The organism is Pseudonocardia terrae (assembly GCF_021343995.1).
In the GTDB taxonomy this organism is placed as follows: domain Bacteria; phylum Actinomycetota; class Actinomycetes; order Mycobacteriales; family Pseudonocardiaceae; genus Pseudonocardia; species Pseudonocardia terrae.
The window spans coordinates 148,045-167,754 of the sequence record NZ_JAJTTE010000005.1 but is presented as its reverse complement, the minus strand read 5'-3'; the positions used below and the strand labels follow the sequence as shown (position 1 = coordinate 167,754).

Genomic DNA, 19,710 nt, shown 5'->3' with positions numbered 1-19,710 from the left:
CGCGGGGTCGGGACCCCACGTTGCCGGTGACCTTCGAGAAACGAGAGGGGGCCTGGGGAGGCTCCGGCGGCCGCGAGCCCTACCTAGTAGCGTGTCGCCGCTGAATGTCAAGCTATATGGTGTATCGGTACTCGGCAGTCCTGATCTGCTGCTGAGAGGATGCGCATCCGATGCCTCGTCCGAAGGTGTTCACGGTCGGCTTGTCGGCGGCCGAGCGTGAGTTCCTGACCAAGCTGACCAGGTCCGGGGTGCACCCGGCACGGATGATCATGCGGGCGCGTGTGTTGCTGGAGCTCGACGTCAACGCCGGCCCGGTACCCGAGCAGGTGGTGGTCGCCGAGCGGGCGGGTACCTCGACGACCACGGTGCGGGTGGTCACGAAGCGGTTCGTGGAGACCAAGGGTGATGTGCTGGCCACGATCGGGCGCAAGGCGCGGGAGGTCCCGCCAGTGGCGCCGATCGTGACCGGTGAGGTCGAGGCCCGTCTGATCGCGCTGGCCCGTTCGGCTCCACCCCAGGGCTACAACCGTTGGTCGCTGCGGCTGCTGGAGCGCCATGTCGCCCTCGTCGAGGACCTGCCCGACCTGGACCACTCCACCATCGGCCGGGTGCTAAAAAAACGGCACTGCGTCCTCATCTGAAGAAGTGCCCGACCATCCCGCCGCACGCCAACGCCGAGTTCGCCGCCCGGATGGAGGACGTCCTAGCGGTCTACACCCGCCCTCTGGATCCACGCCGTCCGGTGGTGTGCATGGACGAGAAGCCCTACCAGATGCTCGGGCAGGTCCGGGACCCGATCCCCGCCGTCCCGGGCCGCGACCGCCGGGAAGACAACGAGTACGTCCGCAGCGGCACCTGCTCGATCTTCTGCTGGGTCGAACCCCTCGCCGGATGGCGACGGGTCGACGCCCGACCCCACCGCACCAGGATCGACTGGGCACACCAGGTCCAGCAGCTACTCACCGTCGACTACCCCGACGCCGAGGCCGTCGTCCTGGTCATGGACAACCTCAACACCCACGGCACCAGCTCGCTCTACGAGGCCTTCGACCCGGCCACCGCCTTCGCCCTCGCTCAACGCCTGGAGATCCATCACACCCCCACACACGGCTCCTGGCTCAACATCGCCGAGATAGAGCTCTCCGCACTGACCCGCCACTGCCTCGACCGCCGCATCGCCGACCTCGACCTGCTCAACACCGAGCTGGCCGCCTGGCAGACCGCCGTGAACGCCGACCAACGCCAAATCCAATGGCACTTCACCACCGCCGACGCCCGCACCAAACTCCGCCACCTATACCCAATGAATTAGCTGCGACACACTACTAGAGTGCGCACAGTGAGAATCTGCGTCTTCCTCTCCGGGGCCGATCTCGACGAGCGCTACACCCGTCCGGCCCGCGAGTTCGCCGAGCTTCTCGGCAAGGGCGGCCACACCCTGATCTGGGGCGGATCCGATACCGGACTGATGAAGGTCGTCGCCGACGGGGTCCGGGAGGCCGGAGGCCGGCTCGTCGGGATCTCGGTCGGCTTCCTCCGCGACGTGGCAAGGAAGGACGCCGACGAGATGGTCATCGCCGGAGATCTCGCCGAACGCAAGGCGCTGATGCTGGCCGGCGCCGACGCCATCGTGGTGATGGCCGGTGGCCTGGGCACTCTGGACGAGGCGACCGAGATCCTGGAGCTGAGGAAGCACAAACTGCACGACAAGCCGGTGGTGCTGCTGAACACGGCGGGCTTCTACGACGGACTGACGCTCCAGCTCCGGCGGATGGACGCAGAGGGATTTCTGCCCGTCCCTCTCGCCGCCCTGGTCTTCTTCGCCGACGACGGGGAGGCCGCACTCGCCTACCTGGAGAAGACCGCCGGGATGCGGTGACCTCCTCGCGTGGCTGGCGGCGGCCGATGACGACAGCGGCCGACGAAGACGGTTCGCCGACCGAGCACTCAGTACGCCGGGACCCGATCCGTGGACGCGTGACCGCCGGTCGCGGGACGGAGATGGGAGCGGTCCAGGTCCGCGACGCCCGCCACGCCGAGCAGGACGAGGGTGCGGGTGATCTCCTCGCGGAGGATCTCCAGGACGTGCTCCACGCCCCGCTGGCCGGCCACCGCGAGTCCGTGGACGTAGGGCCTGCCGATCAGGACCGCGTCCGCGCCCAGGGCGAGGGCGGTGACGACGTCCGAACCGCGCCGGATGCCGCCGTCGAACAGCACCTCCGCGCGGTCACCGACCTCGCCGACGACCTCCGGCAGGACGGCGAGGCTCGGCGGTGCACCGTCGAGCTGGCGGCCGCCGTGGTTCGACACGACCACGCCGTCGCATCCCAGGTCCACCGCGCGGCTCGCGTCCTCGGCCCGGAGCACGCCCTTGAGGTACATCCGGCCCGGCCACCCGTCCCGCATCCAGGCCAGGTCGTCCCAGCTCAGCTCTGCCTGCATCACGGCCCGCTCCTGCAGCTCGGCTGCCCGGACCGCTGCTGCGACGCCTCCCTCGTCGACCATGTTGCGACCGCCCACCCGACGGTGGCGCACGACGGCGGCCGCCCAGCGCGGGTGCCGGGCGACGTCGAGCAGCCGCCGAGGTGTCAGCACCGGCGGGATGCCCATCCCCTCCCGTCGCTCACCCTCGCGGTTGCCCATGACCGGCACGTCGGCGGTGACCATCAGCGTGCGGTAACCCGCGTTCCGAGCGCGTCGCAGCAGCTCCGCCGACAGCCCGGCGGTGCCGGTGGGATAGAGCTGGAAGACGTGGTCGGTGGTCCCCGCCTCCGCGATCTCCTCCAGCGTCCACGAGGCCGCGGTGCTGACGCAGTACCGGGTCCCGCACCGCTCCGCGGCGCGCACGGCATCACGGTCGCCGCTCCACCGCGAGAGCCCGGTGAACCCGGTCGGTGCCAGCAGGACCGGCAGCGCGAGCGGGGTGCCGGCGACGGTCACGCCCAGTCGCGGGGTGTCGTGCCCGACAAGCAGACGAGGCACGAGCTGCCAGTCGTCGAAGGCGGCGCGGTTGGCGGCGACGGTGCGAAGCCCCTCCGCACCGCCGTCGACGAAACTGGACACCATGCGTGGGAGGACGCGTCGCGCCGCCCGTTGGTAGTCCTCCAGGCTGATCAGACGCTCGGGCGCCCGGAGCCGGACATCGAAGCCGAATGCGTGCACCTATACCACCGGTGAGAGTCCGCCGTCGACGTTCAGCGCGGTACCGGTGAGGTACCCCGCCCGTGGCGACAGCACGAACGCCGCGAGGTCGGCGAACTCCTCGGTCGTGCCGGCTCTGCCGAGCGGGATGCCGAGCTCGGTTGCGCGTCGGCGTTCGTAGTCCGCCACGTCCTCCCCGGTGGCGGCAGCGGCTCGGACCCATTGGTCGCTGCGGATGAACCCGACGAGCAGGGCGTTGACCCGGATCCGGTCCGCCGCAAGCTCGTTCGACAGGCCCTTGGTGAGCGCGAGACCAGCGGAGCGGTAGACCGAGCTCGGCATCGACCGGGCCGGCTGGAACCGGGCGAAGATGCTCAGCACGCTGAGCACCGAGGCGCCGCCCTCCGCTGCCCGCAGGAGCGGCAGTGCTGTCCGGACCAGCCGGACGGCTGCGAGCAGCTTCAGCTCGAAGTCCGCCTGCCACTCCTCGTCGGAGGTGTCGACGAACGTGCCCGAAGTGTGCACCCCGGCGTTGCTGACCAGCCCGTCCAGCCTGCCCCAGCGCTCGCCCGCCGCGGCGACCAGCGCCTCGATGTCCTCGGCGCGGGTGACGTCGGCGCATACCGCGAGCACGTCGCCGCCGAGCCGCTCCGCGGCGTCGGCCAGGCGCCCGGAGTCGCGGCCGCAGACGGCGACGTGTGCGCCTTCCCGGACCAGCACCTCCGCAATGCCGAACCCCAGGCCCGCAGTACCGCCCGTGACCAGGAACGTACGGTCCTTCAGCTCGAGATCCACGACGATCCCACCCCTTCCGCGAACGTGACGGCGACCTCGCCGATCCCCTGGTCGAAGCGTGCCCGGTAGGTACCGGGCACGGCTCGGGTGGGTGCGGCCAGGGTCCCGCTGGACACCAGCGACCCGGCGGGCAGGATCTCCCCGGTCCGCGCGAGGGCGCCGACCAACCAGGAGAGCGCCGCCAGCGGGTCGCCCAGGACTGCCGACGCGTGACCGTGCACCACATCGCCGTCGGGTGTGTCCACGGTCGCCGTCACCTGCCGGACCCGCTCTCTCGGCAGCCGTGACCACCGTGTGCCCAGCACGACGAAGCCGGCGACGGAGTTGTCCGCGATCAGACCCATGAGGGTGAGCCGAGGGAGCTGTCCCTCGGGCCACCAGTCCACGAACCGGCAGACGGGGATCTCCAACGCGGCGGCGATCTCGACCACGGCGTGGATCTCGTCCGGGCCCGCCTGCGGTCCGAGGTCGGCGGAGGTGCGCAGGACGAGCTCCGGTTCGAGCAGCGGCTGGTTGGCCAGATCGAGAGGGATCACCGCACCGCTCGGAAGGAGGTGCCGGTCCGTCAGCCTGCCGAAGGTCGGCTCGGTGGCCCCGATCCGTTCCTGGTCGGCCTTCCCGGTAACGCTGATCTTGTAGCCGCGCGGCCGGGCTCCCCACGTCGCGCACAGCTCCGTGACGCACTCGCGCTGGACCGCGTACGCCTCGGCCTGCGACAACGCGGCGAGCTCGGCGGGGAGCGGGCGGGCCCGCCCGGTCGGCGTTGTCGGACCGGGCCCGCCGACGACGTCGTCGTAGGCCTCGACGGTGTAGCGGCACAGTCCGGAGAGGGCGGTGCTCATCGGTCCGCCTCCGCCAACCCGTCGGTCGCGAACGGCACACCTGCGACGACCGCCAGCGGTCGTGCCGCCTCGACGTACCGCACGACGGCGCCCATCTTGATCTCCTCGTAGCCGCGGACCTCCCCGACCGCCTCGATCAGCGCGGTCCTCGCCGCGTGGTTCTCGTTCGTCAGCCCGACCGCGACGGCTCGGCTGAGGGCGGTGTGGTGGGCGACGAGCGCCCGCTCGACGCGGCGGACCCGGGCGCGGCCGAACACGTCGGCCGGGGTTCCTCGCACCCTGCGCATCGCCCGGAGTGCCCCGAACGCAGGCCGGAACCACGGTCCGAGGGTGATCTTGCGGTCCATCCCGAGGTACCGCAGCACGGGCGGGTGCAGGTTCCAGGAGACCCGCGCGCCCGTTCCGAACTCGGCTTCCACCGTCGCGGTCGCGGAGTCCAGCAGGTGCAGCCGGGCGACCTCGTACTCGTCCTTGTAGGCCATGACCCGGTGCAGGTGGTAGGCCACCGCCCGGGCCAGCCCGTCACCGTCGACGGCCCGCTCCGCCGCCGCCACCTCGGCGACCACGTCCGCATAGGTGCGGGCGTAGGCCTCGCTGTGGTACTCCACCAGGTCCGGGATCCGGATCTCGAGCAACCGGGCCAGTTCGCCGGTCGCGCCGATCCGCTCGACCAGGGCGCGGGTCTGCCCGTCGACCGCACCGTGGCCCGTCGGGCGGGTTCCGAGTCGTTCGGCGAGTGCGGGATCGGCGACGACCGCGCGACCCCAGCGGAAGGCCGCCAGGTTCTGCTCGACCGCGGTGCCCTGATCCCGGATCGCCTGCTCGATCGAGTCGGCGCGCAGCGGGAGGGCCCCGGCCTGGAAGGCGACACCGACCAGCAGCGCGTTGGCCGCCATGTGCGTCCCGACGATGCTCTCCGCCAGGATCTCGACGTCGAGGTAAACGTTGTGGTCGGCCCTGCTGGTCGCGTCGAGCGTGCTGCGCAGCTCCTCCGTCGAGGGGTAGCGGACCGTGGGGTCGACGGCCATCTGCGCGGTGGGCGTCACGGCCGAGGACGCCACCACGACGGTCCGGTCGGCGCCCGCCGGCGCGAGGTTCGCGGGGGTCATCCCCGCCAGCAGGTCGAACGCGAGGAACAGGTCCGCACCGCCGTCGGCGATACCGGCCGGCGGCTCGCCTGTCGCGACGACCTGGAGCTGGGACACGACCGGGCCCGCCTTGATCGTGGATCCGGTGAGGTCGAGGCTGCGCACACGCCTGCCCTCGAGTGTCGCCGCCGCGCCGAGCATCTGGCTCACGGAGATGACCCCGGTCCCGCCGATCCCCGTCATGTGGATCGAGAACGAGTCCCGCGGTACCACGACCGTGGGCTCCGGCACCGAGGGTGCCTCCGGGATCTCCGCCCTCCGACGGGTCGCGTTCTTCGTCTCGACGGTGAGGAAGGACGGACAGTCTCCCGCGGCGCAGGTGTAGTCCGTGTTGCAGGAGGACTGGTGAATCGTCGTCTTGCGGCCGAACTCGGTCTCCACCGGCTGCACGGACAGGCACTGGGAGGTCCGGCTGCAGTCACCGCACGCCTCGCACACGCGCTCATTGATCATGACACGCTTCGTGGCCGTGGTGCCGGTCCGGCGCTGCCACCGCCGCTTCTCCGCCGCACACATCTGGTCGTGGATCAGCACGGTCACACCGGGCACCCCGGCCAGCTCCTCCTGCACCGCGACGATCTCCTCGCGCGGTCTGACCCGGACACCGCGCGGCAGGTCCCGCCGCCGGTACTTCCCCGGATCGTCGCTGGTCACCACGACTCGCGCGACACCCTCGGCGAGCAGCATCCGCGCCATCGCGGGCACGGTCATCCCGCCGCGGACCTCCTGCCCACCGGTCATCCCGACGGTGCCGTTGTAGAGCACCTTGTAGGTGACGTTCACCCCGCCGGCGACGGCCGCCCGCACAGCGAGGCTGGCCGAGTGGTGGAACGTGCCGTCCCCGACATTCTGGACGAGGTGGGGGGTGTTCGTGAACGGGGCCATGCCCAGCCACTGCGCACCTTCACCCCCCATCTGCGTGTAGCCCGAGATCTCCCCGTGCTCCGGGCGCCCTGCGAACAGGCCCAGCAGATGGCAGCCGATGCCCGCACCGACGCTCGCCCCCTCGGGCGCCTTCAGCCCGGTGTTGTGCGGGCAGCCCGAGCAGAAGAAGCCGGTCCGGGAGGTGGTCAGCAGCGGCAACGGCGCCGGGCGGGAACGCGGGACGGCGGCGGACAGCCCCCAGCGCTCGGCGAACCGGCGGGCGAGCAGACCTGTGGTGATCTCCCCGTGCACCGGCAGGAACTCCGCACCGGACTCGTCGGTCTTCCCGACGATCGTCGGCCGGTCGGTGCGCCCGTACAGCGCGTCCTTGAGCGAGGGCTCCAGGATCGGGCGCTTCTCCTCGACCACGATGATCTCGGTCAGCCCGTCCGCGAACTCCTCCCACTCCGCGGCGTCGATCGGGGACAGCGCCGTGACCTTCTTGAGCCGGACCCCCCGGCGATGCAGGTCAGCCTCGCCCACACCGAGCCGATCGAGGGCCCGGCGCAGCTCGGCGTAGACGGGCCCTGCGGCGACCACACCGATCGTGGCCCCCGGCGGATCCACGACGACCGGGTTGAGCCGGTTCTGTCGGATGTACTCGGCGGCGAGCCGGAGCCGTGCCGCGTGCAGGTCCCGCTCAGCGTCCTTCATGAGTTCGCCGGCGTCGTTCACCCGCAGGCGAGGAGCGAAGGGCACGCCGTCGAGCGTCACGGTCGGGATCCGCGGGACGACGGGCGTGTCCCGCACCGTCCCCGTACCGTCGGCGACCGAGGTGACCATCTTGAACCCGACCCACACGCCCGCGGCGCGTGAGAGCGCGTAGCCGTGCAGGCCGAGGTCCCGCACCTCCTGGACTGAGCTCGGGAAGAGCACCGGCATGCCCCAGGCGTGGAACGCGAGGTTGCTGTCGCTGGGGTACATCGTGGCGTTGGGCTTGGGGTCGTCGCCCGCCACGACGAGCACCCCGCCGTGCGGCGCGGCCCCGCGGATCGCGCCGTGGCGCAGCGCATCGCCCGCCCGGTCGACTCCGGGGGCTTTCGCGTACCACATCCCGAACACACCGTCGACGGCCGCGCCGGGGGTGCCGGCCACCGTCTGACTGCCCCAGACCGCGGTGGCGGCGAGCTCCTCGTTGAGCCCGGGTGAGTGCACGATCCGCCGCTCGGCCAACTCCGCGGAACGGGCTTCCAGGACGTCGTGCAGCCTGCCGATCGGCGAGCCCGGGTAGCCGGACACGAACCCGCCGGTGGTGAGGCCGGCGCGAGCGTCGGCGGCGGCCTGATCGGTCAGGACCCGGACGAGGGCCTCGATACCGGTCAGGCGATCCGGTGCGGCTTCTCCGACATCGGGCGCCTCGGCGGGCAGGCGGCTGATCGTCTCTGTCACGTGCGGTCTCCCGGTGGTGGGACGGGGTGGGGTCAGGCCTGGGCGGCGGCGCGGGCCGGGTCGGCGTCGACGACCATCGCGGCGGTGCGCGGGCTCGTCTCCTTGGCCAGCAGGCCCGCGACGAGCGAGATCGCTCCCAGCACGATCAGGTAGACCGAGATCGACCAGGGCTCGCCGCCGGACCACTCCATGAGTAGGACGGCGACGAGGGGCGCCGTGCCGCCCGCGATCGTGTTGCACAGCTGGTAGCCGAGGTTGACCCCGGTGCAGCGGACCTCGGGCGGGAACAGCTCCGAGAGGTAGGACGCCTCGACCTGGTTGCAGAGGTACTGGGCCGCGAGCCCGAGCAGCAGACCGGCCACGATGCCGACGAACACGGCCGTGTCGACCAGCCAGAACATCGGGAACGCGATGACCATCAGCACCACGCATCCCGCGGCGAACACGCACCTACGGCCGATCCTGTCGGCGAGGATGCCGATCGTCCAGGCGTAGCACAGGTTGATCGCCGTCGCCGTGGCGAGCGCGGCCATCATGACGGTGTTGTCCAGGCCCGGGCGGAGCGTGGCGTAGGACAGCATGAACGTCGCGACGACGAACGCCACCGTGGTGGTGCCGAGGTGCATGCAGAAGGTCAGCAGCACGGTGCGCCACTGGGTGCGAAGCAGCCGGACCAGCGGGAGCTGCACAGTGCCGGCCTCGGCCACCTCTCGGAAGGTCCGGGTCTCCTCGACCCGCAGGCGCAGGTACAGGCCGATGGCGACCAGGATGACGCTCGCGATGAACGGCACGCGCCAGCCCCAGGCCAGGAACGCCTCGGGGCTCAGGCCCGCACGCAGGCCCAGGGTGGTTCCCAGTGCGGCGAGGAAGCCGATGCCGGAGGAGAAGGGCACGAAGCTCGCGAAGAACGCCCGCCTGCCCTCCGGTGCATGCTCGACGATCATCGTCGTGGCCCCGGACCACTCGCCGCCGAGCGCGAAGCCCTGCAGGATCCGCAGGACGGTGAGCAGGATCGGCGCGGCGACCCCGATGGTCGCGTAGGTCGGCAGCAGCCCGATTAGGGCGGTCGAGACGCCCATCAACACCAGCGACCACACCAGCAGGGTCTTCCGCCCGAGGCGGTCCCCGAAGTGCCCGAACACGATGCCGCCGAGCGGCCTGCTGATGAAGCCCGCCGCGAAGGTGCTCAGCGAGGCGATGGTGCCGGCGACGGGGTCGAGCGCGGGGAAGAAGAGCGTGTTGAACACGCTCGCCGCGAGCGTCGCGTAGATCATGAAGTCGTTACCACTCGATGATCGTGCCGATCATCCCGCTGAGCGTGGCTCGGCGAACGGTCCGGAGTTGGTCCGGGCTGGAGGAGTTCGTCATCGTCGGGAGCTCCCGGGGGTGGTGGCGGAGTGTCTCCGTCGACACTCGCTTCTGAGGAACTTCACGAGGATGCGGGGCCGGCAGGGCAAAATGAAGTGACTAAACCCCGAATCCGGTCGGCGGGTCTCGTGGATTTCACGAAGGGCAGGTCCCGTGTCGCGCGACACCGAGGTCACAGCGCTGTTCGACGCGATGGCCGAGCGCACGGCCGAGCTGACCACCCACATCGTCGGGCGTATCCGCGCCGAGGTACCCGGGTACGAGAAGTTCCCCTACCCGGAGCACCACCGCGACGTCCAGGTCGGCGTGGTCGCCATCCTCGCGGGGCTGCGGGAACGGCGGCCGCCCACGGCGGCGGCCATCGCCCATACCCGCGGCATGGGGCGGCGTCGGGCGCTGTTCCCCGTTGCCCTGACCGCCTCCATCGAGGCCTACCACATCTCGTACCGGGAGATCTGGGCGGAGCTGCTCCGCCGCGCCCAGCAGCACGAGCCCGACCTGACCGGGGAACTCGTCGGCACCGTCGCCCTGCTCTGGACGTGGGTCCACCGGTTTAGCGCCGCCTTCGCCGACGCCCATGCGGAGGAGACCCGCGTCCAGGCCGCGAGCATGCTCGCCCTCCGGCGCCGCTTCATCGACGCCCTCGCCAGGGACGGCGCCGCCTCGGAAGCGGCGTTCGACGCCGCGCTCGCGCTGGGCTTCGAACCGACCGGTGAGTTCCTCGTCGCCTGCTCGACCTCGAGGGGTGAGGTCCACATCGAGCAGACGAACGTGGCGCTCGAAGCGGGCCCGGGTGTCGGGCATTGCGCAGCGGGCGAGGCGGGGCAGGCGATCGTGGTTGCGCAGGGCATCGGCCCCGACGACCTCGTCGGGGCCGTTCGCGCGGGGGAACCGACAGCGGCAGTCGGGCTTGCAGCGCCCGGGAGTGGCCTGCGGACGGCGGCGTCGTGCATCGTCGACGCCGCCGAGGCGTTGGCGACGGCTCGCCCGGGAGAGGTCGTCGACTTCCGGAAGGAGTGGCCGTCCGTGATCCTGGGTCGGGCACGGGCGAGGCTCCGACCCGTCCTGGAGGGTGGCGCGGGGATCGCGCGAGACAACCCCGCCCTCGCCGACACCGTCAGGGGCTTCGCTGCACACCGCTACTCGGTCTCGGCCTGCGCGCGAGCGCTGCACATCCACCCCAACACCGCGAAGTACCGACTGGAGAGATGGCACGCCTTGACCGGCTGGGACGTCTACACCGTCCCCGGCCTGCTCGCCTCACTGACGTGCCTGATCCTCGACGACCCCGACTCCACCTGACCTGCAGAACCCTCTCGTTGGCCGGCGTGGTCGCCGATGTCGGGGATGAGCCCCTCGACGAAGGACCGCCGGCCGGGCAGGATCCGCCCGGCGATTGTCGGGGATCAGCGGCATTGTTGGTACCGGACCCGCTCGGGGCCGGCCCAGAAGGTCCTCGAACCGGCCCTGGAGCCACTGGTCGGCTACTGGCACCGGATGACCGACTGAGTCGGCGAACGCGCCCCGCTCGGCCCGCTGGCCGACGTCCGCGAGTGGCTGGAACGGAACCTCCCCGGCCGGGACCCCTCGCGGCCCGTCCTGGGGCGACGCCCGCCTCGGCAACATGATGTTCGCCGGCACCCGCTGCGTCGCCGTCCTGGACCGGGAGATGGTCTCGCTCGGCGGCCCGATGGTCGACCTCGCCTGGTGGCTGATGTTCGACCGCAACCACTCGACGGACGCCGGCGTCGCGCGGGTCGCCGCCTGGGCACCCGAGAAGACGCTCGACCGGTGGCGCGGGCGCACCGGGCTCCCGCTCGTCGACCTGCGCTGGCACGAGGTGTTCGCCCTGTTCCAGCTCTCGCTGCTGCAGGCAGGTGCCTTTGCCGACCGGACCCGCGACGGCCTGCCCGTCCCACCGCGCCGCTCGTGGTGCGCGGTAACCGCGTGTCGGACCACGAGTCGTCCGGGACGGGCACGACGAGGTGTTCGGCCGGGTCGCCGCAGAGGTCCCCGACGGCCCCACCGCCTCGGCGTTCGCTCAGCCATCTCGCGGTCCGCGAGCGGGCCGCCCCCTCGGACCGGCACCGGGACTGGCTCACCGCACACGAGCACCATTGACCGGTCCTCACCGCTAACCTACAATCATTAGATATGTGCGAGGAGGCCCGATGACGAGCGATGCCGCCACCCGAGCCACCGTCCCGGACCTGGCCGTGCGGACCGTCCCGCGCGGCTGCCCCCTGTGCGAGGCCATGTGCGGCCTCTCCGTCACCCTCGACGCCGAGGACCGGGTGGTCTCGGTCCGTGGCGACACCGAGGACGTCTACAGCAAGGGCTACCTCTGCCCCAAGGGCGCCTCGCTCGGCGCCGTGGACGACGATCCCGACCGGCTGACCCGCCCACTCGTCCGTCGCGACGGCGAGCTGGTCGAGGCGACCTGGGAGGAGGCGTTCGCCGAGGTCGACCGGCTGCTCACGCCCCTGCTCGCGGAGGACCGCAACTCGGTCGCCGCGTACACCGGCAACCCGACCGGCCACAACGTCGCGTTCACCCTGCTCGCGGGCCGGCTCGCCCGGTCGTTGGGCAGCATCCAGGCCTACTCTCCGGCGACCATGGACCAGCTGCCGCAGAACGTCACAGCGGCCCTGCTGTTCGGGGAGCCGAGCAGCATCCCGGTGCCGGACCTCGACACCACGGACCTGCTGGTGATCGTCGGCGGCAATCCGCTGGTGTCGAACGGCAGCATCGGCGCCGCGCCGGACTACCGCGGGAAGCTGAAGGCGCTGCGGGCCCGCGGCGGCCGGGTGGTCGTCGTCGACCCCGCCCGGACCGCCACCGCCGGGGCAGCGGACGAGCACCTGCAGATCCGGCCCGGCACGGACCTGTTCCTGCTCCTCGGGATCCTGCACGTCCTGTTCGCCGAGGACCTGGTGCGACCCCGCGCGACCGCGGGCCGGCTCAGCGGGCTGCGTGAGCTGCGCGAGGCCGTCGCGCCGTACCCGCCCCCGGCCGTCGCCGAGGTCTGTGGCCTCCCGCCGGAGACGATCGCGCACCTCGCCCGCGATCTCGCGACCGTCGAGCGGGCCGCCGTGTACGGCCGGCTCGGCACGACGCTCAACCGGTACGGCACGCTCACGTGCTGGGCGCTCCAGGCCGTCAACGTCCTCTGCGGACACGTCGACCGGCCGGGCGGGCTGCTGTTCACCCGGCCCGTCACCGGCGGCCCCACGACGCGAAAGGCCACGAAGCCGGCGCGCCCGTTCACCGTCGGGCGGTACCGGACGCGGGTGAGCGGGCATCCCGAGGTGCTCGGCGAGCTCCCGGTCGCGGCGCTGGCCGAGGAGATCCTCACCCCCGGGCCCGGTCGTGTCCGCGGGCTGGTGGTGTACGCCGGCAACCTCGCACGCTCGCTGCCGGACTCCGGACGGATGCAGCGCGCGCTTGCCGAGGTCGAGGCGCTGATCTGCGTCGATCCCTACCTGAACGAGACGACGCGGTACGCGGACGTGATCCTCCCGCCGCCGGGCTCGCTCACCCGCGACCACTTCGATCTCGTCCTCTACCAGTACGCGCAACGCAACTACGCGCGCTTCTCCACGCCCGCCCGCGAGGTCCCCGCGGGAATGCTCTCCGAGTGGGAGATCCTCCTGCGGCTCTGTGCGATCTACGAGGGTCGCGGCCCCCACGCCGACCCCGACCAGATCGACGATGAGATCGCGACCGGCCTGCGCCGCTCCATCGCCCGCAGCCTGGGCATCGACGAGTCCGAGATCGTCGCCGGGGTGCCCGGCCGCGGCCCGCGGCGACTGCTGGACCTGCGGGTCCGCTCCGGCCCCTACGGCGACCTGTTCGGCCGCGACCCCGGCGGGCTGTCGCTGTCCCGGCTGCTGAAGTTCCCGCACGGCATCGACCTCGGGCCGCTCGAGCCACGCCTGGACGAGGTGATCCGCACGCCGTCCGGCACGATCGAGCTGGCCCCGCCGATGATCCTGGAGACCCTCGCCCGGGTCGAGGTCCGCCGACCCGAGCCCGGCACCCTGCTGCTCATCGGCCGGCGCGACCTGCGGTCGAAGAACTCCTGGCTGCACAACGTCTCGCCGCTCGCGAAGGGCAAGGACCGGTCGGCGCTGCACGTCTCCCCCGCCGACGCCGAGGCGTACGACCTGGCCGACGATGGGTTCGCGCTGGTGACCTCGGCCGCCGGCGAGATCCGGGTTCCGGTCCGGGTGACGGACGAGGTGGCGCCCGGCGTCGTCTCGCTGGGCCACGGCTGGGGCCACGACGACCCGCACGCCCGCCTGCGCGTCGCGGCGCAGAAGCCCGGGGTCAACAGCAATACCCTCACCGACGGCACCGTGCTGGACCCGCTGTCGGGGACCGTGCAGATGAACGCGATCCCGGTCCGCCTGGCGCGCGCCTGAGCCCAGGAGGGGACGGGAGGTTCACCTTCCTCGCGAGACCGTGCTCAGCGCGCTCTCCAGATGACGCAGGTGCTCCGCCACCGATCCCAGGCCGGCGTCCATCGTGCTGAACGACAGGTGGGAGGCCCCCTGGCCGACCCAGAAGCCGATTTCCGCCGCGAGCTCGTCCGCGGGTCGGCCCGGCACCCGGATCCGCGGCTCGACGCCGATCTCGGCCGGGTCGCGCCCCGCATCGCGGGCCGCCCGGCGCACCGCCTCCAGATGCGCGGCCGCCTCCGCGCCCGGCTTCTCCAACGGGAACCAGCCGTCGGCGATCCGCCCCACCCGGGCGAGCGCGGCAGGTGCCTTCCCCGCCAGCCACACCGGGATCTCCCGGCGCGGCCGCGGCGCGAGGCCGACACCGTCGAGCTCCTCGACGCTCGTCCGCGCCGTCACCGACGGCGCCGACCACAGTGACCGCAGCAGCTCGACCTGTTCCTCGATCCGCGCCCCGCGACGGGCGATGGGCACGCCGAGCGCGCGGTACTCGGACTCGTTCCAGCCCAGGCCGACCCCGAGCCGCACGCCGCCCGTGGCGAGCCAGTCCGCCTGCGCCGCCTGTTTGGCCACGAGCGCGGTCTGCCGCTGCGGCAGCACCAGCACGCCGGTCACCAACTCGAGCCCGCACACGGCGGCCAGGTACCCGAAGAGCACGAAGGGTTCGTGGAACTCCGAGTCGTTCCGGTAGGGGTGCGTCCACTCCGGACGGACCGCCGGATCGACGCCGAGCACATGGTCGTAGACGAGGAGGTGGTCCATCCCCAGCCCCTCGACCCCGCGGGCGAACTCCGCGATGTCGGCCGCGTCCCGCAGCACGTCGTACTGCGGGAACACCGCCCCGATCCTCACCTCAGCGCACCAGCTCGATCCCGGCCAGGTCACCCGCGTCCCGCCACTCCCGCAGCAGCCGGTCGAACTCGTAGAACCCGCGCCCGTACCGCTCGCCGGTGGCGGGCCGGATCCCGCCGGTCCCGCCGCCCTCGTTGTTGTAGTAGCCCGGCGTGCACTGCTCCAGGAAGGTCTTCGGCGGGGCCAGCTCCTTGATCAGCGCTACCCACCCGTCCTGCGCCTCGCGGGTGGGCTCGATCGTCGCGGCGCCGCGGGCGTTCGCCTCGGCGATGAGGTAGGCGATGTGCTCGCCCTGCTGGACGTAGTTCGCCGTGACGCTGGCGTTGCCCCCGCCCTGGGTGTTGCCGGTGAAGAACAGCCCGGGGAAGCCATGGCTCGTGATGCCGTGCAGGGTCTGGAAGCCGTCGCGCCAGTGGTCGTAGAGCGACAGCCCGCCGCGGCCGTCGATCGCGTCGATGCCCGAGGCGAGCTGCTGATCCTGCGCGGAGATCTCGAAGCCGCTCGCGAAGATCACGCAGTCGACCTCGTACTCGCGCCCACCGGTCACCACGCCCGTGGGCGTCATGCGCTCGATGCCCTTGGTCGCCGACACGTCCACCAGCGTGACGTTCGGCCGGTTGAACGCCTCCAGGTAGTCGTTGCTGGAGCACGGCCGCTTGCACAGGTAGCGGTAGTAGGGCTTGAGGGCCTCGGCCGTCTCGGGGTCGCGCACGATCTCGTCCACCCGGCGCCGGACGCGCTCCATGACGCCGTAGTCCTCCTCCTCGCGGATCGCCGCGAGCTCCTCCGGGGTCAAGGACTGCCCGGCGATGCGCGCGGACACGTTCCGGCCGACCTCGGTGAAGAAGTCGCAGGCGACGTCCTCGGCGGGCGAGAGCGTCGGGAAGGGGTCGGTCGCGAACGTGTGGAAGGCGGCCTGGCGCCGCTTCTGCCACCCGGGCTCGAGCGACGCCGCCCACTCGGGGTCGGTGGGCGTGTTGCGGCGGGCGTCCACGGCGGAGGGGGTGCGCTGGAAGACGGTCAGGTGCTGGGCGTAGCGGGCCAGGTACGGCACGATCTGGATCGCCGTGGCGCCGGTCCCGACGACCGCGACGCGCTTGTCGTGCAGCCTGTCCAGCACCGTGTCGCCGGGGGCACCCCCGGTGTAGTCGTAGTCCCACCGCGCGGAGTGGAAGGTGTGCCCGGTGAAGTCGTGCAGGCCGGGGATCCCGGGCAGCTTCGGCTTGCTCCACGGGCCGATCGCCATGACGACGTAGCGGGCGCGCAGCTCGTCCTCGTGGTTCGTCGTGATCGTCCAACGCCGGGTGGTCTCGTCCCAGCGCATCGCGCGGATCATCGTGCCGAACAGGGCGCCGTCGTAGAGGCCGAAGTGCTTGCCGATGGCGCGGCAGTGCTCGTAGATCTCCGCGCCGTCCGGGAACCGCTTGGACGGCATGGCGCCGAGCTCCTCGAGGAGCGGCATGTAGCAGTACGCCTCGTTGTCACACTGGATCCCCGGGTACCGGTTCCAGTACCAGACGCCGCCGAAGTCCCCGGCCATGTCGAGGATGCGCACGTCCTCGACGCCGGTCTTCCTCAGGTGCGCCCCGGCGAGCAGCCCGGCGAAGCCGCCGCCGACCACCACGACCTCGACGTCCTCGCGGAGCGCGTCGCGCACGACCGGCGGGCTGTGCGGGTCCTTCTCGAAGAAGTCGTCGCGCTCCCCGTGTCCGGTGTGGACGTACTGCGCCGAGCCCTCCTTGCGCAGCCGTTTGTCCCGCTCCGCGGCGTACTTCTCGCGCAGGGCCGGGAGGTCGAGGCCAGTGGGCGTGGACGAGGGTCCACAGGTCGTCATGGGGTGTCCTCTCCGTCGAGGCCGAGAGCGCGCCGCAGCACGGCGAGGCGGCTGCGCTTGAAGCCCTCGCTCACCCGCGCCGTTCCCACGTCGAAGCCGTGGAAGGTCCGCGGGTAGACCTCGACCTGGGTCGGGACGCCCGCCGCGATCAGGCGCGTGGCGTAGTCGAGATCCTGGTAGACGAGCAGGTCCAGTCCGGCGGCACCAATGTAGGTGGCCGGCAGCCCGGACAGGTCCGTCGCGCGGGCCGGGGCGGCGTAGGGCGACACCTCCGGGCCGCCCGCCGCGTCGCCGAGCAGGCAGGACCAGCCGAAGTCGTTGCTCTCCCGGAACCAGGCGATCTCGCCGGTGACGCCGTCGGGCTCGACCGTGCGGTCGTCGAGCATCGGGTAGATCAACGACTGCAGGACGAGCGGCGGGAACTCCGCCTTGTCGCGGGCCAGCAACGCGAGTGCCGCCGCGAGTGCTCCGCCCGCGCTCACGCCCTCGACCGCGATCCGCGTGGGATCGACGCCGAGCGCCGTCGCCTCGGCGTGCAGCCAGCGCAGGGCCGCATAGCAGTCCTCGATCTGGCCGGGGTAGCGCGTCTCGGGTGCGAGCCGGTAGCCGACGGAGACGACCACGATCCCCAGCTCCGCCACGATCCGCCGGTTGAACGGTGCCCCGTTGTCGGCCGTGCCCCCCACGAAGCCGCCGCCGTGGATGAAGAGGAGCGCGGGCACCACGCCCGTCCGCACGGCAGGCTCGAAGATGACGACCCCGCCGTCCGTGCCGGGCACCGGTCGCTCGGACCGTGTGACCCCGTCCTCGGGCGGCGGGGCCGCGGCGGACCAGACGGCGCGCATTCCCGCCCGGTCGGCCTCGAGGGTATCCGCGCCGAACGGCCGCGTCGGCATCCGCTCCAGCAGGGGTTCGAGCTCCGGGTCGATCGCGGTCATCGGGGCTCCGGCATCCGGCTGCGGGCGCTGACCAGCGAGATCCCACCATCGCTGACGAGATGGGCGCCGGTCACGTTCGCGGCGAGGTCGGACAGCAGGAAGCCGATGGAGTCCGCCATCTCCTCCGGCCGCGCCCACCGGCCGCGCGGGGTGTTCAGCGCGCCCAGCTCCGCGACGAGGTCGGCCCGGTCGCCGCCGCGGTCGGCGACCGCCTGGCGGAAGGACTCCTGGGCATCCCAGATTCCGCTGTCCACGCTGCCCGGGACGACGACGTTGACCCGGATCCCGCACCCGGCGTTCTCCAACGCCGCGACCTCGGCGAGGTGGATGAGCGCCGCTTTCGCCACGCCGTAGTCCGCGGTGTTCTCCATCGGCCGGATCCCGGCGACCGACGAGGTCAGCACGATGCTGCCGCCGTCCCCGCGGCGCAGCAGCCGCAGCGCGCACCGCAGGCCGTAGAACACCCCGTCCAGGTTGACGCCCATGACCCGACGCCACTGGTCCACCGACGTCTCCGCCACCGGGAGCCCGGTCGCGTTCACGGCGGCGTTCAGCACGGCGTGGTCCAGACGCGGCGTCTCGGCCTCGATCCGCTCCCAGAGCGCCGCGTCCCCGACGTCCCCGACCACCCGCCGGATCTCACACGAGAGATCGACGTCCGCCAGTCCCGCGGCGTCGACGTCGACGAGGATCAGCCCGGCGGCGCCGGCCTCGTCGAGCCACCGCGCCGTCGCCCGGCCGATGCCGGACGCCGCGCCCGTGACCAGGGCGTACCGGCCGCTGAAGTCGAGGCCCTTCATGCGGTCGGGGTGAAGCGCAGGGGCAGCGCCTCGAGTCCTCGCACCTGGCTGTGGTGGAACACCGGATCCCCGTCCAGCTCGTAGTCGGGCATCCTGCGGTGGATCTCCTCCAGCGCCGTGCGGATCTCGATGCGGGCCAGGTGGGAGCCGACGCAGCGGTGGATCCCGGCCCCGAACGCCAGGTGGCGGTTGGTCGGGCGGTCGAGCCGGAGGGTGTCCGGGTCCTCGAACTCGGCAGGGTCCCGGCCCGCGGCCGACGACATCAGCAGCACCCGGTCGCCGGGCTCGAGGGTCACCCCGCGCACGACCGTCCGCTTCTTCACGAGCCTGCCGAGCGCGACCGGCGAGTCGATGCGCAGCAGCTCCTCCGCCGCGGCACCGGCGAGGCCGGGATCGGCGATCAGGGCGTCCCGCTGGGCGCGGTCGCGCAGGAAGTGCAACATCCCGAAAGACAGCACCCCGCGGACGGTGTGCAGGCCGCCGACCATCAGCAGCCACAACATCTTCTGGAGCTCGGTGTCGGTGAGCGGGCGCTCGTCGTCGTACCGAGCGGTGAACAGCACGGACATGACGTCGTCCGGACGCGGGTCGTTCCGCCGGGCGATCATGTCGCCGAAGTAGGCGAACACCGCGTCGTTGGCCTCGGAGCGGACCCGGGCGTCCTCCTCCGGGGACGCCCCCGGCTTCCCGACGAGCATGTCGGTGGTCCAGCGGTCGAACTGCGGGGCGTGCTCGGCGGGCCAGCCCATCAGCGCGACGAAGGTGCCCGCCGTGATCGGCTGCGCGAACTCGGTCACGAACTCGCAGGTCCCCCGCGCGGCGAAGGCGTCGATCAGCTCGACGGCCACCGCGCGGATCCGGTCCACGAGGGCCTTCATCCGGCGCGGGCTGAACAGCGGGTTGAGCACGTCCCGGTAGTGCTTGTGCGCGGGCGGGTCGATCTCGTTCGGGATCGAGGGCTCGGTGGTGATGCGCGGGACCTGCGCGTTCTCGACGGAGAAGACCTCCCAGTCCCGGCAGGCCTCGTAGCAGTCGTCGTAGCAGGTGAGGATCCAGTGGCCGCCGTGCCGCGGCGACCAGGCGACCGGCGTCTTCTCCTGGTACGCGGCCAGCGTCTCGTGCGGCACGGCGAGAGCGGGATCGGCGATGTCGAAGTCCACCACCAGTTCGGCGGGGACGTCCTCGGTGCGGGTGGGCATGGCGGTACTCCGATCGTCGT

15 protein-coding genes and 1 pseudogene are annotated in these 19,710 nt (G+C 71.9%); 6 read left to right on the top strand and 10 right to left on the bottom strand.

Going from position 1 to position 19,710, the window contains the following annotated elements:
• Positions 1-170: 170 nt before the first annotated feature.
• From LWC33_RS05290 to LWC33_RS05280, 3 genes are read left to right on the top strand one after another with little or no spacing between them, the layout of a single operon-like run.
• On the top strand, positions 171-641 hold the full coding sequence (locus LWC33_RS05290; protein WP_233303078.1) for a helix-turn-helix domain-containing protein: 471 nt from the start codon (positions 171-173) through the stop codon (positions 639-641).
• On the top strand, positions 530-1,312 hold the full coding sequence (locus LWC33_RS05285) for an IS630 family transposase (protein WP_255690929.1): 783 nt from the start codon (positions 530-532) through the stop codon (positions 1,310-1,312). Before LWC33_RS05290 ends, LWC33_RS05285 begins: the two co-directional genes overlap by 112 nt.
• Before the next feature lie 18 nt (positions 1,313-1,330).
• Positions 1,331-1,879, top strand: coding sequence for an LOG family protein (locus LWC33_RS05280; RefSeq protein ID WP_233303076.1), 549 nt, complete (start codon positions 1,331-1,333; stop codon positions 1,877-1,879).
• A gap of 68 nt (positions 1,880-1,947) precedes the next feature.
• Here LWC33_RS05280 and LWC33_RS05275 read toward each other — a convergent pair whose 3' ends face one another.
• From LWC33_RS05275 to LWC33_RS05255, 5 genes are read right to left on the bottom strand one after another with little or no spacing between them, the layout of a single operon-like run.
• A complete protein-coding gene (locus tag LWC33_RS05275; protein ID WP_308190909.1) occupies positions 1,948-3,162 on the bottom strand; it encodes an alpha-hydroxy acid oxidase in 1,215 nt (404 codons plus the stop codon).
• Positions 3,163-3,936, bottom strand: a complete 774-nt coding sequence (locus LWC33_RS05270; RefSeq protein ID WP_233303074.1) for an SDR family NAD(P)-dependent oxidoreductase — start codon at positions 3,934-3,936, stop codon at positions 3,163-3,165.
• Positions 3,921-4,778, bottom strand: coding sequence for a 2-keto-4-pentenoate hydratase (locus LWC33_RS05265; RefSeq protein ID WP_233303073.1), 858 nt, complete (start codon positions 4,776-4,778; stop codon positions 3,921-3,923). Before LWC33_RS05265 ends, LWC33_RS05270 begins: the two co-directional genes overlap by 16 nt.
• Positions 4,775-8,239, bottom strand: coding sequence for an indolepyruvate ferredoxin oxidoreductase family protein (locus LWC33_RS05260; RefSeq protein WP_233303072.1), 3,465 nt, complete (start codon positions 8,237-8,239; stop codon positions 4,775-4,777). The genes LWC33_RS05265 and LWC33_RS05260 overlap by 4 nt, the downstream gene beginning before the upstream one ends.
• Before the next feature lie 32 nt (positions 8,240-8,271).
• Entirely contained in the window at positions 8,272-9,513 is a 1,242-nt protein-coding gene (locus tag LWC33_RS05255; RefSeq protein WP_233303071.1) for an MFS transporter, read from the bottom strand.
• A gap of 247 nt (positions 9,514-9,760) precedes the next feature.
• On the opposite strand from LWC33_RS05255, the gene LWC33_RS35795 reads away from it, so the two are divergent.
• The 3 genes and pseudogenes from LWC33_RS35795 to LWC33_RS05245 all read left to right on the top strand — a co-directional run bounded on the left by LWC33_RS35795 (position 9,761) and on the right by LWC33_RS05245 (position 14,031).
• Positions 9,761-10,909, top strand: coding sequence for a PucR family transcriptional regulator (locus tag LWC33_RS35795; protein WP_233303070.1), 1,149 nt, complete (start codon positions 9,761-9,763; stop codon positions 10,907-10,909).
• A gap of 283 nt (positions 10,910-11,192) precedes the next feature.
• Positions 11,193-11,759, top strand: a pseudogene (locus LWC33_RS36430) (phosphotransferase); the annotation flags it as partial.
• A gap of 19 nt (positions 11,760-11,778) precedes the next feature.
• Complete coding sequence (locus tag LWC33_RS05245; RefSeq protein WP_233303069.1) at positions 11,779-14,031, top strand: molybdopterin-dependent oxidoreductase; 2,253 nt, start codon at positions 11,779-11,781, stop codon at positions 14,029-14,031.
• A 21-nt stretch (positions 14,032-14,052) separates the two neighbouring features.
• On the opposite strand, the gene LWC33_RS05240 is transcribed toward LWC33_RS05245, so the two are convergent.
• Genes LWC33_RS05240 through LWC33_RS05220 form a run of 5 tightly spaced genes read right to left on the bottom strand, consistent with a single transcriptional unit; the run spans position 14,053 to position 19,690 of the window.
• Complete coding sequence (locus tag LWC33_RS05240) at positions 14,053-14,904, bottom strand: TIGR03619 family F420-dependent LLM class oxidoreductase (protein ID WP_233303068.1); 852 nt, start codon at positions 14,902-14,904, stop codon at positions 14,053-14,055.
• A 16-nt stretch (positions 14,905-14,920) separates the two neighbouring features.
• Positions 14,921-16,753 (bottom strand): flavin-containing monooxygenase, encoded by a 1,833-nt coding sequence (locus tag LWC33_RS05235; RefSeq protein ID WP_233303067.1) that lies wholly within the window; start codon positions 16,751-16,753, stop codon positions 14,921-14,923.
• Positions 16,750-17,691 carry an alpha/beta hydrolase gene (locus LWC33_RS05230; RefSeq protein ID WP_233303066.1) on the bottom strand — a complete coding sequence of 314 codons (942 nt, stop codon included), beginning with the start codon at positions 17,689-17,691 and terminating at the stop codon, positions 16,750-16,752. Before LWC33_RS05230 ends, LWC33_RS05235 begins: the two co-directional genes overlap by 4 nt.
• The gene (locus tag LWC33_RS05225) at positions 17,688-18,491 is read right to left on the bottom strand and encodes an SDR family NAD(P)-dependent oxidoreductase (RefSeq protein ID WP_233303065.1); all 804 of its coding nucleotides are present in this window, start codon (positions 18,489-18,491) and stop codon (positions 17,688-17,690) included. The genes LWC33_RS05230 and LWC33_RS05225 overlap by 4 nt, the downstream gene beginning before the upstream one ends.
• Positions 18,488-19,690, bottom strand: a complete 1,203-nt coding sequence (locus tag LWC33_RS05220) for a cytochrome P450 (RefSeq protein ID WP_233303064.1) — start codon at positions 19,688-19,690, stop codon at positions 18,488-18,490. The genes LWC33_RS05225 and LWC33_RS05220 overlap by 4 nt, the downstream gene beginning before the upstream one ends.
• Positions 19,691-19,710: the final 20 nt, after the last annotated feature.

Bases quoted from the DNA above. Each gene is read 5' to 3' on its own strand.
- LWC33_RS05290 (WP_233303078.1), top strand. From the start codon at position 171: ATGCCTCGTCCGAAGGTGTTCACGGTCGGCTTGTCGGCGGCCGAGCGT.
- LWC33_RS05265 (WP_233303073.1), bottom strand. From the start codon at position 4,778: ATGAGCACCGCCCTCTCCGGACTGTGCCGCTACACCGTCGAGGCCTAC.
- LWC33_RS05255 (WP_233303071.1), bottom strand. From the start codon at position 9,513: ATGATCTACGCGACGCTCGCGGCGAGCGTGTTCAACACGCTCTTCTTC.
- LWC33_RS05245 (WP_233303069.1), top strand. From the start codon at position 11,779: ATGACGAGCGATGCCGCCACCCGAGCCACCGTCCCGGACCTGGCCGTG.
- LWC33_RS05235 (WP_233303067.1), bottom strand. From the start codon at position 16,753: ATGACGACCTGTGGACCCTCGTCCACGCCCACTGGCCTCGACCTCCCG.
- LWC33_RS05230 (WP_233303066.1), bottom strand. From the start codon at position 17,691: ATGACCGCGATCGACCCGGAGCTCGAACCCCTGCTGGAGCGGATGCCG.
- LWC33_RS05225 (WP_233303065.1), bottom strand. From the start codon at position 18,491: ATGAAGGGCCTCGACTTCAGCGGCCGGTACGCCCTGGTCACGGGCGCG.
- LWC33_RS05220 (WP_233303064.1), bottom strand. From the start codon at position 19,690: ATGCCCACCCGCACCGAGGACGTCCCCGCCGAACTGGTGGTGGACTTC.